Source organism: Pseudomonas sp. 300 (assembly GCF_055803035.1).
Genome location: NZ_JAVLRV010000002.1, coordinates 3,829,572 through 3,846,163 on the forward strand (window position 1 = coordinate 3,829,572; position 16,592 = coordinate 3,846,163).

Genomic DNA, 16,592 nt, shown 5'->3' on the forward strand with positions numbered 1-16,592 from the left:
AGGGAGGGTGATGTCATGCGTCAGCAGGGTTTCAGTCTGATTGAACTGCTCATGGGACTGACGATTGTCGGGATTGTTCTGCATCTGGTCAGTCCGGCGTTCGCAGCGCTGACTGAATCGAACCATCGAGAGGTGGCAGCGGAGTCGCTCGTCAGCGGCATTCGCAGCGCCAGAAGCGAGGCGATTACGCGAAACCAGACCGTCGTCATTCACGGAATAAACGACGATTGGGGCCAAGGCTGGCGAATGATTCTGGATTTAAATGGCAAAGGGCATGAGGACAGCAGCAATCCACTGCTGGTTGAGCGCCGGAGTGACACTCGGGTGCCAGTGATCGGCAATCGACCGGTCAGGAGATTCGTACGATTTAGCGGTCTGGGAGAGCCATTGTTGCCCAGCGGCGCCTTTCAAGCAGGAACACTACATATTTGCGTAGCTCGAGAGCCGGTGAGTCAGCACCAGGTAGTGCTGGCCCGGACCGGCCTCGTCAGCCTGCGCAGTAAAAAGACCGAGCAGGCGCTGTGCGTCGGAGGAGAGGACTCAGAGCAACGAACGAACGCGTAACTCTTTAGGCATCGAGAACGTGATGTTCTCCTCGCGACCGGCCAGTTCATCGGCACCGGTAGCACCCCAGGCCTGCAACTGCTGGATCACGCCACGCACCAGTACTTCCGGTGCAGATGCACCTGCGGTAATGCCGATGCGCTCGACACCGTCGAACCAGCTCTTTTGCAGGTCCTCGGCGCCATCGATCAGGTAGGCTGGAGTGGCCATCCGTTCGGCCAGCTCACGCAGGCGGTTGGAGTTGGAGCTGTTCGGGCTGCCGACCACCAACACCACGTCGCATTCGTCGGCCAGCGTCTTGACGGCGTCCTGACGGTTTTGCGTGGCATAGCAGATGTCGTCCTTGCGCGGTCCACCAATCGCCGGGAAGCGCGTACGCAGGGCGTCAATGACACGACTGGTATCGTCCATGGACAGGGTGGTCTGGGTCACGAACGCCAGTTTTTCGGGGTTGTTCACCTGCAGCTCGGCGACGTCTTTCTCGTCCTCGACCAGGTAAATCGCGCCACCATTGCTGCCATCGTACTGGCCCATGGTGCCTTCGACTTCCGGGTGGCCGGCGTGACCGATCAGGATGCATTCACGGCCGTCGCGGCTGTAACGCGCGACTTCGATGTGCACTTTGGTCACCAGCGGGCACGTGGCGTCGAACACCTTCAGACCACGGCCGGCAGCTTCGGTACGCACAGCCTGGGAAACGCCGTGGGCACTGAAGATCACGATGACGTCATCCGGCACCTGATCCAGTTCTTCAACGAAGATCGCACCGCGAGCGCGCAGGTCTTCAACGACGAATTTGTTGTGGACCACTTCGTGACGCACATAGATCGGCGGCCCGAAGACTTCCAGGGCGCGGTTGACGATTTCAATCGCCCGGTCCACACCGGCGCAGAAGCCACGGGGGTTGGCGAGTTTGATTTGCATGCTGTGCCTCGTGTCTTGCGCGCAAGAAATAGCGAAAACCGTGAAAAAACACTGTGGGAGCGAGCTGGCTCGCGATGGCGGAGTGTCATTCAACATCAATGTTGAATGTCAGGTACTCATCGCGAGCCAGCTCACTCCCACATTTTGACCGTATTCGGTCAGTTACAGCGATTTGACTTCGATGATCTCGACGTCAAAGGTCAATGTCTTGCCAGCCAGCGGATGATTGAAGTCGATGGTCACTTGCTCGTCATCGAACTCTTTCACCACACCCGGCAGCTCAGTATTCGCCGCATCGTTGAAGATCACCAGCAAACCCGGTGACAGGTCCATGTCCTTGAACTGCGAACGCGGGATGATCTGCACGTTTTGCGGGTTCGGCTGACCGAAAGCGTTTTCCGGCTGAATCGTCAGCGTACGCTTGTCGCCAGCCTTGAAGCCGAACAGCGCCGCTTCGAAACCTGGCAACAGGTTACCGTCGCCGACCTTGAAGGTCGCCGGGGCTTTGTCGAAGGTGCTGTCGACGGTGTCGCCGTTCTCCAGGCGCAGTGCAAAGTGCAAGGTGACTTCCGTGTTCTGGCGGATGCGTTGCTCAGCCAATACCTGTTCAGTCATGAACGGCTTCTCCGGTCTTTTTACTTTTGAACATATCCAGTGCAAGCATCACCGCACCGACAGTAATTGCACTGTCGGCGAAGTTGAACGCCGGGAAGTACCAGCGGTTCTGCCAATGCACCAGAATGAAATCGATCACATGGCCCAAGGCTATGCGGTCGTACAGATTGCCCAGCGCGCCACCGAGCACCAGGGCCAGCGCAACCGCCAGCCAGGTTTCGTTGCGCCCCAGACGCTTGAGCCACACCACCAGCACCGCACTGACCACCACTGCGATCAGGGCAAACAACCAGCGCTGCCAGCCCGAGCTGTCAGCCAGGAAGCTGAACGCCGCGCCAGTGTTGTAGGCCAGGGTCCAGCTGAAGTAATCGGGGATCACCACGATCTGCTGGTACATCGCAAGCTTGCCTTCGAAGTAGAACTTGCTGGCCTGGTCAATGACCAGGACCAGCAAACTCAACCAGAGCCAGCCCAGCCGTCCGAAACGGCCAATGGCGTTAGGCATAGTGACGAACCTCGCCAGTGCCGCTGATGTTGTCGACGCAACGACCGCAGATTTCCGGATGCTCCGGGTTCACGCCGACGTCTTCACGGCAGTGCCAGCAACGGGCGCACTTGGCGAAGGCCGACTTGACGATTTTCAGCTTCAGGCCGCTGACTTCGGTGACTACCGCGTCCGCTGGTGCCTGAACAAAAGGCGCAACGCTGGCGGTCGAGGTGATCAGTACGAAGCGCAGTTCGTTGCTCAACTGGGCCAGGTCGGCGCTCAGCGCGTCTTCGGCGAACAGCGTCACTTCGGCCTGGAGGTTGCCACCGACGGCTTTGGCCGCGCGCTGGATTTCCATTTCCTTGTTGACTGCGACCTTCACCGCCATGATCCGCTCCCAGTAGGCGCGGCCCAGTTCGACGTTTTCCGGCAGTTCGGTCAGGCCTTCGTACCAGGTGTTGAGCATTACCGATTCGTTACGCTCGCCCGGCAGGTATTCCCACAGTTCGTCGGCGGTGAACGCCAGGATCGGCGCGATCCAGCGCACCAGCGCTTCGGAGATGTGATACAGCGCGGTTTGCGCCGAACGACGGGCCTTGCTGTTGGCGCCAGTGGTGTACTGACGGTCCTTGATGATGTCGAGGTAGAAACCGCCCAGCTCCTGCACGCAGAAGTTGTGGATCTTGGAGTAGACGTTCCAGAAGCGGTATTCGCCGTAGTGCTCTTGCAACTCGCGTTGCAGCAGCAGCGTGCGGTCCACGGCCCAACGGTCCAGCGCGAGCATTTCTTCGGCCGGCAGGATGTCGGTAGCCGGGTTGAAACCGGTCAGGTTGGAGAGCAGGAAGCGCGCGGTATTACGGATCCGCCGGTAGGCGTCCGCACTGCGTTGCAGGATCTGCTCGGAAACCGCCATTTCACCCGAGTAGTCGGTGGAAGCGACCCACAGACGCATGATGTCGGCGCCCAGAGTGTCGTTGACTTTTTGCGGCGCGATCACGTTGCCCAGCGATTTGGACATCTTGCGACCGGACTCGTCGACGGTGAAGCCGTGGGTCAGCAGTTCGCGGTACGGCGCATGGTTGTCGATCGCGCAACCCGTCAGCAGCGACGAGTGGAACCAGCCACGGTGTTGGTCCGAACCTTCCAGGTACAGGTCGGCGCGTGGACCGGTTTCGTGGCCCATCGGGTGCGAACCGCGCAGGACGTGCCAATGCGTGGTGCCCGAATCGAACCAGACGTCGAGGGTGTCGCTGATTTTGTCGTACAGCGGCGCTTCGTCACCGAGCAACTCGGCAGCGTCCATCTTGAACCAGGCTTCGATGCCTTCGACTTCGACGCGCTTGGCGACTTCTTCCATCAGCTCGGCGGTACGTGGGTGCAGCTCGCCGCTTTCCTTGTTCAGGAAGAACGGGATCGGCACGCCCCAATTGCGCTGACGGGAGATGCACCAGTCCGGACGGTTGGCAATCATCGAGTGCAGACGCGCCTGACCCCAGGCCGGAACGAATTTGGTCTCTTCGATGGCTTTGATTGCACGCTTGCGCAGGGTGTCGCCAGTGACGGGCTCTTTGTCCATGCCGATGAACCACTGCGCGGTGGCGCGGTAGATCAGCGGGGTCTTGTGGCGCCAGCAGTGCATGTAGCTGTGTTCGATGATTGTGGTGTGCAGCAGCGCACCGACTTCGGTCAGCTTGTCGACGATGGCCGGGTTGGCTTTCCAGATGAACTGGCCGCCGAAGAACTCCAGCGAGGTCGCGTATACGCCGTTGCTTTGCACCGGATTGAGGATGTCGTCGTTGACCATGCCGTATTTCTTGCAGGTCACGAAGTCGTCCACGCCGTAGGCCGGTGCGGAGTGAACCACACCGGTGCCGGCGCCCAGTTCCACGTACTCGGCCAGGTAAACCGGCGACAGACGATCGTAGAACGGGTGACGGAAGTTGATCAGTTCCAGCTCTTTACCGGTAGTGGTCGCGATGACCGCCCCTTCCAGGCTGTAACGGGCCAGGCACGACTCGACCAACTCTTCAGCCAGAACCAGCAGTTTGTCGCCGACGTCGACCAGGGCGTAGTTGAATTCCGGGTGAACGTTCAGCGCCTGGTTGGCCGGGATGGTCCACGGGGTGGTGGTCCAGATCACGATCGAAGCCGGTTTGGCCAGGGACGCGAGACCGAATGCGGCAGCCAGTTTGGCTTCGTCGGCAATCGGGAAGGCCACGTCGATGGTCGAGGACTTTTTGTTCTCGTATTCGACTTCCGCTTCAGCCAGGGCCGAGCCGCAGTCGAAGCACCAGTTCACGGGCTTGAGGCCCTTGAACACGAAACCGCCCTTGACGATTTCGGCCAAGGCACGGATTTCACCGGCCTCGTTCTTGAAGTCCATGGTCTTGTACGGGTTGGCGAAGTCGCCCAACACTCCCAGACGGATGAATTCGGATTTCTGGCCTTCGATCTGCTCGGTGGCGTAGGCACGGCACAGTTCGCGGGTCTTGTCCGCGCCCAGGTTCTTGCCATGGGTCACTTCGACTTTGTGCTCGATCGGCAGACCGTGGCAGTCCCAGCCCGGAACATAAGGCGCGTCGAAACCCGACAGGGTCTTCGAGCGGATGATCATGTCCTTGAGGATCTTGTTCAGCGCATGACCGATGTGAATCGTGCCGTTGGCGTACGGAGGACCGTCGTGAAGTACGAACTTCGGACGATCCTTGCCAATTTCGCGCAACTTACCGTACAGGCCAATGCTGTCCCAGCGCTGCAGAATCTGCGGTTCGCGCTGAGGCAGGCCGGCCTTCATTGGGAAGGCGGTGTCCGGAAGGTTTAGCGTGGCTTTATAGTCGGTCATTTATGGCTCTTCATTAGCGATTGGCGCTAGGTGCGACAGGGCACGGGCGGCGGCGACATCCGCATTGATCGCCGTCTTAAGCGCCTCCAGAGAGGCGAAACGCTGCTCTTCACGCAGCTTGTGGTGGAAAACCACCGTCAAACGCCGGTCATACAGATCGCCGGCAAAATCTAAAAGATGGACTTCGAGGTGGGCCTTGCCATCCCCTTGAACCGTTGGCCGCACGCCGATGTTGGCGACGCCTGGCCAGGTCTTGCCGTCGATGTCGACGTTGACCAGGTAAACCCCGGTGAGCGGCACGCGACGACGCTTGAGTTGTATGTTGGCGGTTGGCGTACCCAACTGGCGCGCCAGCTTCTGGCCGTGCAACACACGCCCGGTAATCTGGAACGGACGACCGAGCAGGCGTTCGGCCAAGGCAAAATCTGCAGCGGCCAGGGCATTTCGCACCTGGGTGCTGCTGACGCGAATGCCGTCCAGCTCAACGGTTTGCGCCGCTTCGACGGTGAAGCCTTGCATGACGCCGGCCTGTTGCAGGAAATCGAAATCCCCTACCCGGTCACAGCCGAAGCGGAAGTCGTCACCGACCTCCAGATGCTGCACGCCGAGGCCGTCCACCAGGATCGTATCAACGAACTCGCTGGCGCTGAGCTTGCTCAGGCGCTGGTTGAAGGCCAGGCACAGGACCCGGTCGACGCCTTCATCTGCCAGCAGTTGGAGTTTGTCGCGCAAGCGCGCCAAGCGGGCCGGCGCTGTCTCCGGGGCGAAAAACTCCCGTGGCTGCGGCTCGAAAATCACCACGCAGCTGGGCACGCCCAACTCGAGCGCTCGCTCACGCAGCCTCGCCAGGATAGCCTGGTGACCACGGTGAACACCGTCAAAGTTGCCAATAGTGGCGACACAGCCCCGATGCTGGGGGCGCAGGTTGTGGAGGCCTCGAACCAGCTGCATAACGCGCTTCTTGCTCATAAAGTGGTCGATTATAACCACACCCGGCGGCCGACGACAGGCAACACCGTAACCCAAAGTGATCGAACCGACAAAACCACCGGCCCGCCCGTGTTTATCGAGGCAAAAGCCTCAGCTCAGCGCCTTGCGATTGAAGTCGCGCAAACGGAAGCCCATTAACAGCAACATGCCGAAATACGAGACCACGCCAGCACCCACCAGAGCGCCCAGGCGCAGGAACCGCTCAAGCATGTGTCCCTGATCCCAGGCCGGCATGAAGTGCATTCCGGCCAGCAATACTGCAGACATCACCAACACCGCGACCACCAGCTTCGCACCAAACTTCGCCCAACCCGGCTGCGGCTGATACATCTGCTGCTTGCGCAGTTGATAGAACAGCAGCCCGGCGTTGAGGCAGGCACCGGCGCTGATCGCCAGAGCCAGGCCGGCGTGGGCCAGCGGACCGATCAACACCAGGTTGAACAACTGCGTAACCACCAGAGTGAAAATCGCGATTTTCACCGGCGTACGGATGTTTTGTTGCGCATAAAAGCCCGGCGCCAGCACTTTGATCACGATAATCCCGAGCAACCCGACCGAATAAGCAATCAGCGCTCGCTGAGTCATGGCCGCATCGAAGGCGCTGAATTGGCCGTACTGGAACAGCGAAACCGTAAGCGGCTCAGCCAGAATCCCCAGCGCCAATGAGCACGGCAACACCAGCATGAAGCACAAGCGCAGGCCCCAATCGAGAATCCGCGAATACTCGGCGCGGTCCTTGCTGGCGTAGGTCTTGGCCAGGGTCGGCAGCAGGATCGTGCCCAACGCCACACCCAGCACACCGGACGGCAACTCCATCAGGCGGTCGGCGTAATACATCCACGACACGGAACCGGCGACCAGGAACGACGCAAAAATGGTGTTGATGATCAGCGAAATCTGGCTCACCGAAACGCCGAGAATCGCCGGCAACATCTGCTTCATGACCCTCCACACGCCGCTGTCGCGCAGGTTCAGACGTGGAAGCACCAGCATGCCGATCTTTTTCAGGTGTGGCAGCTGATAGAGCAATTGCGCCAGGCCACCCGCCAGTACCGCCCAACCCAGCGCCATGACTGGCGGATCGAAGTACGGGGTCAGGAACACCGAAAAGATGATCATGCTGACGTTGAGCAAGGTCGGCACGAAGGCCGGCACCGAGAAGCGGTTATAAGTGTTGAGGACCGCTCCGGCCAATGAAGACAAGGAGATCAGCAAAATATAAGGAAAGGTCACCCGCAACAGGTTGGACGTGAGCTCGAACTTTTCCGGGGTGTCGGTAAAACCTGGCGCCGTCACCCAGATCACCCACGGCGCCGCGAGCATGCCCAGTGCAGTGACCAGCGCCAGCACCAACGTCAGCAGACCTGAGACATAGGCAACAAAAGTGCGCGTCGCCTCCTCGCCCTTCTGGTTTTTATATTCGGCAAGAATCGGCACGAATGCCTGGGAAAACGCCCCTTCTGCGAAGATCCGTCGTAGCAGATTGGGCAGTTTGAAGGCGATAAAGAAGGCGTCCGTCGCCATCCCCGCGCCAAATGTACGCGCAATGAGGGTGTCACGGACGAACCCCAGAATCCGGGAAAGCATCGTGATAGAGCTGACGGCGGCCAACGATTTGAGCAGATTCATTGAAAGAGTTTGTGCCTGTCGATAAACAGCAGGCGAACAACGCGCCTACTTATGCGATACTCCGCGCCGCAGCAGCACAGAGCCAAAGCTCGCGAGTTTACAGGTCAAGCGCCGGAAATAAATATCCCGCCTCTTTATACCTACCACTTAGCGGAACGTCTCAACCGCCCTTGACAAGACATCAACTCATCGGCATGATTCGCGGCCTATTTTGTTTGCTATTTCCTAAAAAGTCTTTCGAGGAGCTCGACGGTGGCCAACACACCTTCCGCCAAAAAACGTGCAAAACAGGCTGAGAAGCGTCGCAGCCACAACGCCAGCCTGCGTTCCATGGTTCGTACCTACATCAAGAATGTAGTTAAGGCCATCGACGCAAAAGACGCTGAAAAAGCTCAAGCAGCTTACGTTCTGGCCGTGCCAGTTATCGACCGTATGGCCGATAAAGGCATCATCCACAAGAACAAGGCTGCTCGTCATAAGAGCCGCCTGAACGGTCACGTCAAGGCTCTGAACCTTGCTGTTGCCGCATAAGCGATAAGCTTGTTGAAAAACCGACCCCAGGGTCGGTTTTTTATTGCCTGCGATTCGTGAAAACACTGCAAAAAAATGTGGGAGCGAGCTTGCTCGCGATAGCGGACTCTCAGTCAACAGAGATATTGAATGTCAGTCAGTCATCGCGAGCAAGCTCGCTCCCACAATTTGGATCTTCGCTAGATTATTGGGCGTGTGTCCACGGCAAAATCGGAATGGCCGTCACCGCATTCTGCGGACTGCCCTCGATCAAGCGATCGCTGTACACCAGATACACCAGCGTATTGCGCTTCTTGTCGAGGAATCGCACGACCTGCATAGTCTTGAACACCAGCGATGTACGCTCCTTGAACACCTCATCGCCATCCTTCAACTCACCCTTGAAGCTGATCGGACCGACCTGACGACAAGCGATGGACGCCTCAGCACGATCCTCAGCCAAACCCAGACCACCCTTCACACCACCGGTCTTGGCCCGGGACAGATAGCAGGTCACACCCTCGACCTTCGGATCGTCAAATGCTTCGACCACGATACGGTCATTCGGGCCGACGAACTTGAACACCGTCGACACCTGGCCAATCTCCTCGGCCGAGGCCAGCAGTGGCATTGCCAACAGCAGACCCAATAATCCTTTTGCCACGCGCATTCAAATATTCCTTCAGACCAGGATCAGGTTATCGCGATGAACCAGTTCCGGTTCCGCCATGTAACCCAACAGACCGACAATCGCCTCAGACGATTGACCGATGATTTTTTGTGCTTCCAATGCGCTGTAATTGGCCAGGCCACGGGCGATTTCACGACCGTCCGGCGCCACGCACACGACCATCTCGCCGCGACGGAAACTGCCCTGAACCAGTTTGACGCCCACAGGCAGCAAACTTTTATTACCCTGGGACAACGCCGCCACCGCACCAGCGTCCAGCACCAGCGTACCGCGAGTTTGCAGATGCCCGGCCAGCCATTGCTTGCGCGCCGCCAGCATGCCGCGCTCAGGTGACAGCAAGGTGCCGATACGCTCGCCCGCCTTCAGGCGATCCAGCACACGCTCGAGGCGTCCGCCAACGATGATGGTGTGCGCACCGGAACGCGCCGCCAAACGTGCAGCGCGCAACTTGGTCTGCATCCCGCCGCGACCCAACGCACCACCAGTACCGCCCGCCACCGCATCAAGCGCCGGATCATCAGCACGCGCTTCGTAAATCAGCTGAGCATCGGGGTTATTGCGCGGATCGGCGTCGAACATGCCGTCGCGATCGGTAAGGATCACCAGCAAATCAGCTTCGACCAGGTTGGCCACCAACGCCGCCAACGTGTCGTTGTCGCCGAAACGGATTTCATCCGTCACCACGGTGTCGTTTTCGTTGATCACCGGGATCACTTTCAACTCGACCAGCGCACGCAAGGTGCTGCGGGCGTTCAGGTAGCGCTTGCGGTCGGACAGGTCGTCGTGGGTCAGCAGAATCTGCGCAGTGTGCAGGCCATGCTCGGCAAAGCTCGACTCCCACGCCTGAACCAGCCCCATCTGACCGATGGCGGCAGCCGCCTGCAATTCGTGCATCGCACTGGGTCGTACGGTCCAGCCCAGACGGCTCATGCCCGCCGCCACCGCCCCGGAGGACACCAGCACCAACTCGACGCCCGCCTCATGCAAGGCCACCATCTGTTCGACCCAGACACTCATTGCCGCGCGATCCAGGCCTTTGCCGTCCGCGGTCAGCAACGCGCTGCCGATTTTCACGACCCAACGCTGCGCACCTGTCACCTTGCTCCGCATCATCTTCAACCTTAGCTTGAGGGCAGCACGACCCAGCGCTGCCCGTAACGTTATTCGTGACTACCGATTTCCAGATACTAAAACGCCGCTCCTGGGAGCGGCGTTCAAGTTTATCGCAACGGATCAGTCACGCACGTAAATGATTTCCGGACCGTCTTCATCATCCACGTCTTCTTCGTCCCAATCATCGTCGCCGATGTCATGAACCGACTTCACGCCACTGCGACGCAGGGCACGCTGGTCGTCCAGGGCCTGCAGCTGAGCACGAGCCTCATCTTCGATGCGCTGATCGAGATCGGCCAACTCTTCCCTGTAAGCAGGGTCGTTCGCCAGACGATCGGCACGATCTTCCATGTAACGCATGATGTCATGGCACAGACGCTCAGTGCCGAGCTTGGAGATCGCAGAGATCACGTAAACCGGACCGGTCCACTCCAGACGATCAACGATTTCCTTGACGCGCGCATCGTGCTCTTCCTCAAGGATCTGGTCGCACTTGTTCAGCACCAGCCAACGATCACGCTCAGCCAGAGACGGGCTGAACTTGGTCAGTTCGCTGACGATCACTTCGGCCGCATCCGGAGCACTGGCGTCATCGAGCGGCGCCATGTCCACGAGGTGCAACAGCAAACGCGTACGCGACAAGTGCTTGAGGAAGCGAATCCCCAGGCCCGCGCCGTCGGAAGCGCCTTCGATCAGGCCAGGGATATCCGCGACCACAAAGCTCTTCCAGCGATCGACGCTGACCACACCCAGGTTCGGCACCAGCGTGGTGAACGGGTAGTCGGCGACTTTCGGCTTGGCGGCCGATACCGAGCGAATGAAGGTACTTTTGCCAGCATTCGGCAAACCCAGCAGACCAACGTCTGCCAACACCTTCATTTCCAGCTTCAGGTCACGAGCCTCACCCGGCTTACCCGGAGTGGTCTGACGCGGAGCGCGGTTGGTACTGGATTTGAAACGGGTGTTACCCAGACCGTGCCAGCCACCATGAGCAACCAACAGCTTTTGTCCAGCCTTGGTCAGGTCGCCGATCACTTCTTGAGTAGCAGCGTCGATGACGGTCGTGCCAACCGGCACGCGCAGCACCAGCTCCTCACCTTTCTTGCCGGTGCAATCGGTGCTGCCGCCATTGGAGCCGCGCTCGGCATCGAAGTGCCGGGTGTAGCGGTAGTCCACCAGGGTATTGAGGTTTTCATCGGCGATCATGTAGACCGAGCCGCCATCACCACCGTCGCCGCCGTTCGGGCCGCCATTTTCGATGAATTTCTCGCGACGGAAGCTCATGCAACCGTTGCCGCCGTCACCGGCCTTTACTCGAATCGATACTTCATCAACAAACTTCATAACAAAACGCCTCTCGCCATACGGACGAGCCGAAAAAATCCAGACATAAGACTCTTGCAAAAATGAGCGCAGCGACCTCAATCAACGACCGCAAATCCAGCGCTGGAGCTCATTACAAACAGCTTTGCAAGAGACTCACCCCACAAACGAAAAAGCCCCGTCGCGAGACAGGGCTTTTCCAGCATCTACGTAATTATGCCGCGACGACTTCAGTCTTCGGGACAATGCTCACGTAACGGCGATTGAAAGCGCCTTTTACTTCAAACTTGATCACGCCGTCGATTTTAGCGAACAGAGTGTGATCTTTACCCATGCCAACACCGTAACCGGCGTGGAATTGGGTGCCGCGCTGACGCACGATGATGTTGCCCGGAATGATAACCTGGCCGCCATACATCTTCACGCCAAGGCGTTTGGCTTCTGAGTCGCGACCGTTACGGGTACTACCACCAGCTTTTTTGTGTGCCATGAGTCAATTCTCCTAGTGAGGAATTAGGCTGAAATTAAGCCTGAATACCGGTGATTTTGATCTCGGTGTACCACTGGCGGTGGCCCATACGCTTCATGTGGTGCTTACGACGACGGAACTTGATGATGCGGACTTTATCGTGACGACCTTGGGAGATCACTTCAGCCACAACGGTAGCGCCGGCAACAACTGGAGCGCCGATGTTCACGTCATCGCCATTGGCGACCAACAGAACGCGATCAAAAGTAACGGATTCGCCAGTAGCGATTTCCAGTTTCTCGATCTTCAGGTATTCACCTGGGGCGACCTTGTATTGCTTGCCACCAGTAACAATTACTGCGTACGACATGGTATTTCTCCGATAATCCTGCTCACCCAGCTCTTTATAAGAAGAGGTATTGGCTGGCATGGCTGCATAGGGCTGGAAGGCCTGTTTGCAATTGCGTAAGGCAGGTGCTGCCCAGGAAGTTCAGGGTGCGCGATTGTACGCAAGCTGCCGGGGCGATGCAAGAGGCCATCCATCGCGCCTTGACACCCGCCGACGTGGGTCCTAGCATGCCGCGCAACCCTTCTGGAGCAACTGTCGCTGATGCAACCCCAAGCTTTCTACCGCGCGGTGGCGGACGATTTTAGCGCCGTCGACGGCATCATCAAGAAGCAGCTGACTTCCCGAGTGCCGCTGGTTTCGAAAATCGGCGATTACATCACTTCGGCCGGTGGCAAACGCCTGCGTCCTTTATTAGTGCTGCTGTGCGGCAAGGCCCTGGGCCGCGAAGGCGATGACCTGCGCCTGCTGGCCGCGACCATCGAGTTCCTGCACACCGCCACCCTGCTGCATGACGACGTGGTCGATATGTCCGGCATGCGCCGTGGCCGCTCGACTGCCAACGCCATGTGGGGCAATGCGCCAAGCGTGCTGGTGGGCGACTTCCTGTACTCGCGCTCCTTCGAAATGATGGTCGAACTGGGCTCCATGCCGGTGATGAAAATCCTTTCGCAAGCCACGCGCATCATCGCCGAAGGCGAAGTGCTGCAGCTGTCCAAGGTTCGTGACGCGAGCACCACCGAAGAAACCTATATGGAAGTCATCCGCGGTAAAACCGCGATGCTGTTCGAGGCTTCGACCCACAGCGCCGCCGCCCTCTGCGAAGCCACGCCGGAACAGGCCGAAGCCCTGCGCACCTTTGGCGACCACCTGGGCGTCGCCTTCCAACTGGTCGACGACCTGCTGGACTACAAAGGTGACGCAGAGACCCTGGGCAAGAACGTCGGTGACGATCTGGCCGAAGGCAAGCCGACCCTGCCGCTGATCTACACCATGCGCGAAGGCACGCCGGAACAGGCTGCCCTGGTGCGCAAGGCGATCCAGAAAGGGGGTATCGAAGACCTCGAGAGCATCCGCGAGGCCGTTGAAGCTTCCGGCTCCCTTGAGTACACCGCACAACTGGCCCGCGACTACGTGGCCCGTGCGATCAAATGCCTCGACGCGCTGCCCGCCAGCGAATACCGCGATGCACTGGTGGAATTGAGTGAATTCGCAGTAGCTCGCACGCACTGACAACACTGCAAAACCCTGTGGGAGCGAGCTTGCTCGCGATTGCGATCTGATAGTCGACTGTGATGTTGACTGACACAGCGCCATCGCGAGCAAGCTCGCTCCCACAGGTTTATCGGCGTACGGCCCTCTCCCGCCTAAAACCCTATACAATGTGCGCTTTTTAGCGATCCTGAATCCGAGGAGCTTTAGTGAGCACGTTGCCACCCTGCCCGAAATGCAATTCCGAATACACCTATGAAGACGGCGCGCAGTTGATCTGCCCGGAGTGCGCCCACGAGTGGTCCGCTAGCGGCGAAGCTGAAGCGGCCTCCGATGACACCGTGAAAAAAGATTCGGTGGGCAACGTCCTGCAGGACGGCGACACCATCACCGTGATCAAGGACCTCAAGGTCAAAGGCACATCGCTGGTGGTCAAGGTCGGCACCAAGGTCAAGAACATCCGCCTGTGCGATGGCGACCACGACATCGACTGCAAGATCGACGGCATCGGGCCGATGAAGCTCAAATCCGAGTTCGTCAGAAAAGTCTGAGCCTGCTGTAATCCATCCCGCGCCCTGCGTGGGATGGTGCTTTGCCCTCTCCCGCTGCGCCCCGCATTTCCTCGCAATAGCCATACGCCAGCCGTTTTGACCTTACGCACTCTTTACCCGGAAAAAACCACAAACCGCCAATAGGTCCTTGCTATTTGATGAATAAGAATTATTCTCATTGAAACCCATCAATGGAGATGAGACCCATGACTTATTTGATCGATGCCTGGCTGGACCGCCCACACCCTTACCTCAGGATCCTGCATCGGGAAACCGGAGAAGTCTGTGCGGTGCTTGAAGAAGAAGCCTTGAACGAGCTGCAGGATCAGGGTGATCTGGACGTCAACGGCCTGAGTTCCAGCGAGCCGGTGGTGCTCAAGGAACTGGTGCGCAATCTGTTTCTGTTCTGCTATGCCCGGGCGTTGCGCCCGTCGAGTGAACTGCATAACAAGTTTGAAGTATGAATAGCGCCGTAAAAACTGTGGGAGCCAGCCTGCTGGCGATGGTATCAACGCGGTCTTGAAGAAACCCGGTCGCTCCTATCGCCAGCAGGCTGGCTCCCACATTAGCCCGACGGAACATCGGGCCAGGGCTTACAGAACGTCGAGCAGCTCGACGTCGAAGACCAGTACGCTGTGCGGAGGAATGCTGCCAACGCCTTGAGCGCCGTAAGCCAGTTCGCTCGGCACGTACAGACGCCATTTGCTGCCGGCGTTCATCAGTTGCAGCGCTTCGGTCCAGCCAGCGATCACGCCGCCTACCGGGAATTCTGCAGGCTGACCGCGTTCGTAGGAGCTATCGAACACTGTGCCGTCGATCAGGGTGCCGTGGTAGTGAGTACGCACTTGGTCTTCACGGGTCGGCTTGGCGCCTTCACCGGCGGTCAGCACTTCGAATTGCAGACCGGAAGCCAGGGTGGTGATGCCATCGCGCTTGGCGTTTTCAGCCAGGAACGCCAGGCCTTCGCCAGCAGCCGCTTCAGCTTTGGCAGCAGCTTCGGCTTGCATGATTTCGCGAATAACCTTGAAGCTCGCGGACATTTCTTCCTGACCTACACGGCTTTCCTTGCCGGCGAAGGCGTCAGTCAGACCAGCCAGGATCGCGTCCAGGCTAACGCCCGGTGGCGGGTTGTCGCGCAGTTGGTCGCCCAACTGACGGCCGATACCGTAGCTGACGCGGGTTTCGTCGGTGGACAGATTTACTTCGGACATGACACTGCTCCGCTGTGCGGACGGCCCTGGAACTTGCCGTGCGTGCACAGCGCGTCCCGGAGCGCCCGGAACCAAAAGGGCCAGCAGACTAGCACAGATGTCGTTGCGCTGATGAGGCCTGTCAGTGCTGCCAGGCGATCGGCACCTTCAGGCATTCAGCTGCACTGGCGCTGAGCCCGCACATTTCGTCATGAACCGAGGTGTGCACAAGATTGAAAGGCAACGTGGGAAAGGCGTGAAGCAGGTCCCGCGCATGCTCGACCGAGCGCACAGGAAACGCCTTGCCGTGGGCGTCACTCAATGGATACGCCGCGCCATGCATGCGCGCTTCCAGCAGGTAGATTCCACCTTCCATGGAGATCAGGTTCAACTCATCGACCTTCCCGGCGATGGCATAGGCATTGAGCTCTTGCAGATTCATGAACGCACCTCACACAGTGGCGAGCCAACATCCTTACAGGCATAGGCCTCAGCGCATCAAAGTACAAGCCATAAACGACGCCGCCCGTCTGTTTCGCAACAGACGGGCGGAGTGCGAAGGTAAAACGCAGCAATCAGTGCTTGGTCAGCTTATCCAGATACCCCATGGCAAACGCCGACACCACGAAAGTCATGTGAATGATCACGTACCACTTCAAATGCTCGGGATCGACGTTCTTGGCGTCCATGAAAATCCGCAGCAGGTGGATCGACGAAATCGCCACGATGGACGCCGCGACCTTCATCTTCAACGAAGACGAATCCATGGTACCCAGCCAGTTGAGCTTTTCTTTGCTGTCGTCGATGTCTAGCTGAGAGACGAAGTTCTCGTAGCCGGAAATCATCACCATCACCAGCAAACCGCCCACCAGCGCCATGTCGATCAGCGACAGCAGCACCAGAATCAGGTCCGATTCGGCCATGGAGAACACGTTGGGGATGACGTGGAAGACTTCCTGGAAGAATTTCAGCGCCAGGGCCAGCAGCCCGAGGGACAGACCGAAGTAGATAGGCGCGAGCAGCCAGCGGGAGGCGTACATAGCGTTTTCGATAAAGCGTTCCATAAATCTCACACTTGGGCTGGAAATGGCCGCGAGTATACCAGCCCCCCGTTACAGCCAGAAACAGTCGGAAAA

20 protein-coding genes are annotated in these 16,592 nt (G+C 58.7%); 6 read left to right on the forward strand and 14 right to left on the reverse strand.

Annotated features, from left to right (window positions below; all coding sequences use genetic code 11):
• The first annotated feature begins 15 nt into the window (after window positions 1–15).
• Complete coding sequence (locus Q7W83_RS24120; protein ID WP_150633496.1) at window positions 16–564, forward strand: GspH/FimT family pseudopilin; 549 nt, start codon at window positions 16–18, stop codon at window positions 562–564.
• Here Q7W83_RS24120 and ispH read toward each other — a convergent pair.
• The 5 genes from ispH to ribF form a co-directional block, all read right to left on the reverse strand.
• Window positions 541–1,488, reverse strand: a complete 948-nt coding sequence (gene ispH, locus Q7W83_RS24125; RefSeq protein ID WP_150633497.1) for a 4-hydroxy-3-methylbut-2-enyl diphosphate reductase — start codon at window positions 1,486–1,488, stop codon at window positions 541–543. The genes Q7W83_RS24120 and ispH overlap by 24 nt on opposite strands.
• Window positions 1,489–1,650: 162 nt before the next feature.
• The gene (gene fkpB, locus Q7W83_RS24130) at window positions 1,651–2,088 is read right to left on the reverse strand and encodes an FKBP-type peptidyl-prolyl cis-trans isomerase (RefSeq protein WP_191623740.1); all 438 of its coding nucleotides are present in this window, start codon (window positions 2,086–2,088) and stop codon (window positions 1,651–1,653) included.
• A 7-nt stretch (window positions 2,089–2,095) separates the two neighbouring features.
• Window positions 2,096–2,608, reverse strand: a complete 513-nt coding sequence (gene lspA, locus Q7W83_RS24135; RefSeq protein ID WP_150633499.1) for a signal peptidase II — start codon at window positions 2,606–2,608, stop codon at window positions 2,096–2,098.
• Window positions 2,601–5,432, reverse strand: a complete 2,832-nt coding sequence (gene ileS, locus Q7W83_RS24140) for an isoleucine--tRNA ligase (RefSeq protein ID WP_150654472.1) — start codon at window positions 5,430–5,432, stop codon at window positions 2,601–2,603. The genes lspA and ileS overlap by 8 nt, the downstream gene beginning before the upstream one ends.
• On the reverse strand, window positions 5,433–6,383 hold the full coding sequence (gene ribF, locus Q7W83_RS24145) for a bifunctional riboflavin kinase/FAD synthetase (protein WP_150633501.1): 951 nt from the start codon (window positions 6,381–6,383) through the stop codon (window positions 5,433–5,435).
• Here ribF and Q7W83_RS24150 point away from each other — a divergent pair.
• Complete coding sequence (locus tag Q7W83_RS24150; protein ID WP_191623741.1) at window positions 6,291–6,560, forward strand: hypothetical protein; 270 nt, start codon at window positions 6,291–6,293, stop codon at window positions 6,558–6,560. The genes ribF and Q7W83_RS24150 overlap by 93 nt on opposite strands.
• Here Q7W83_RS24150 and murJ read toward each other — a convergent pair.
• Complete coding sequence (gene murJ / locus Q7W83_RS24155) at window positions 6,513–8,051, reverse strand: murein biosynthesis integral membrane protein MurJ (RefSeq protein ID WP_473657366.1); 1,539 nt, start codon at window positions 8,049–8,051, stop codon at window positions 6,513–6,515. The two genes, Q7W83_RS24150 and murJ, sit on opposite strands and share 48 nt — an antisense overlap.
• Before the next feature lie 252 nt (window positions 8,052–8,303).
• On the opposite strand from murJ, the gene rpsT reads away from it, so the two are divergent.
• Window positions 8,304–8,582 carry a 30S ribosomal protein S20 gene (gene rpsT, locus Q7W83_RS24160; RefSeq protein ID WP_008154937.1) on the forward strand — a complete coding sequence of 93 codons (279 nt, stop codon included), beginning with the start codon at window positions 8,304–8,306 and terminating at the stop codon, window positions 8,580–8,582.
• Window positions 8,583–8,766: 184 nt separating this feature from the next.
• Here the strand turns inward: rpsT and Q7W83_RS24165 are convergent, their stop codons facing one another.
• The 5 genes from Q7W83_RS24165 to rplU form a co-directional block, all read right to left on the reverse strand.
• Window positions 8,767–9,231 carry a CreA family protein gene (locus Q7W83_RS24165; protein ID WP_010467533.1) on the reverse strand — a complete coding sequence of 155 codons (465 nt, stop codon included), beginning with the start codon at window positions 9,229–9,231 and terminating at the stop codon, window positions 8,767–8,769.
• Between the two features lie 12 nt (window positions 9,232–9,243).
• Window positions 9,244–10,362: a glutamate 5-kinase gene (gene proB, locus Q7W83_RS24170; protein ID WP_150654473.1), complete on the reverse strand. Its 1,119-nt coding sequence runs from the start codon at window positions 10,360–10,362 to the stop codon at window positions 9,244–9,246.
• A gap of 123 nt (window positions 10,363–10,485) precedes the next feature.
• Complete coding sequence (cgtA, locus tag Q7W83_RS24175) at window positions 10,486–11,709, reverse strand: Obg family GTPase CgtA (RefSeq protein ID WP_150633503.1); 1,224 nt, start codon at window positions 11,707–11,709, stop codon at window positions 10,486–10,488.
• Window positions 11,710–11,902: 193 nt separating this feature from the next.
• Complete coding sequence (rpmA, locus tag Q7W83_RS24180) at window positions 11,903–12,178, reverse strand: 50S ribosomal protein L27 (protein ID WP_003215862.1); 276 nt, start codon at window positions 12,176–12,178, stop codon at window positions 11,903–11,905.
• Window positions 12,179–12,212: 34 nt separating this feature from the next.
• Window positions 12,213–12,527 (reverse strand): 50S ribosomal protein L21, encoded by a 315-nt coding sequence (gene rplU, locus Q7W83_RS24185; RefSeq protein WP_003176051.1) that lies wholly within the window; start codon window positions 12,525–12,527, stop codon window positions 12,213–12,215.
• 240 nt (window positions 12,528–12,767) lie between these two features.
• On the opposite strand from rplU, the gene Q7W83_RS24190 reads away from it, so the two are divergent.
• From Q7W83_RS24190 to Q7W83_RS24200, 3 genes are all read left to right on the forward strand, one after another.
• Window positions 12,768–13,736 (forward strand): polyprenyl synthetase family protein, encoded by a 969-nt coding sequence (locus Q7W83_RS24190; RefSeq protein WP_017340860.1) that lies wholly within the window; start codon window positions 12,768–12,770, stop codon window positions 13,734–13,736.
• Window positions 13,737–13,924: 188 nt separating this feature from the next.
• Window positions 13,925–14,266: a zinc ribbon domain-containing protein YjdM gene (locus Q7W83_RS24195; RefSeq protein WP_010467527.1), complete on the forward strand. Its 342-nt coding sequence runs from the start codon at window positions 13,925–13,927 to the stop codon at window positions 14,264–14,266.
• 206 nt (window positions 14,267–14,472) lie between these two features.
• Window positions 14,473–14,730 (forward strand): PA4570 family protein, encoded by a 258-nt coding sequence (locus Q7W83_RS24200; protein ID WP_150633504.1) that lies wholly within the window; start codon window positions 14,473–14,475, stop codon window positions 14,728–14,730.
• A gap of 129 nt (window positions 14,731–14,859) precedes the next feature.
• On the opposite strand, the gene Q7W83_RS24205 is transcribed toward Q7W83_RS24200, so the two are convergent.
• The 3 genes from Q7W83_RS24205 to Q7W83_RS24215 form a co-directional block, all read right to left on the reverse strand.
• Window positions 14,860–15,477, reverse strand: coding sequence for an FKBP-type peptidyl-prolyl cis-trans isomerase (locus tag Q7W83_RS24205; RefSeq protein WP_008028844.1), 618 nt, complete (start codon window positions 15,475–15,477; stop codon window positions 14,860–14,862).
• A gap of 121 nt (window positions 15,478–15,598) precedes the next feature.
• Window positions 15,599–15,898 (reverse strand): DUF6482 family protein, encoded by a 300-nt coding sequence (locus tag Q7W83_RS24210; RefSeq protein WP_150633505.1) that lies wholly within the window; start codon window positions 15,896–15,898, stop codon window positions 15,599–15,601.
• A gap of 133 nt (window positions 15,899–16,031) precedes the next feature.
• Window positions 16,032–16,520, reverse strand: a complete 489-nt coding sequence (locus tag Q7W83_RS24215) for a TIGR00645 family protein (RefSeq protein ID WP_007943976.1) — start codon at window positions 16,518–16,520, stop codon at window positions 16,032–16,034.
• Window positions 16,521–16,592: the final 72 nt, after the last annotated feature.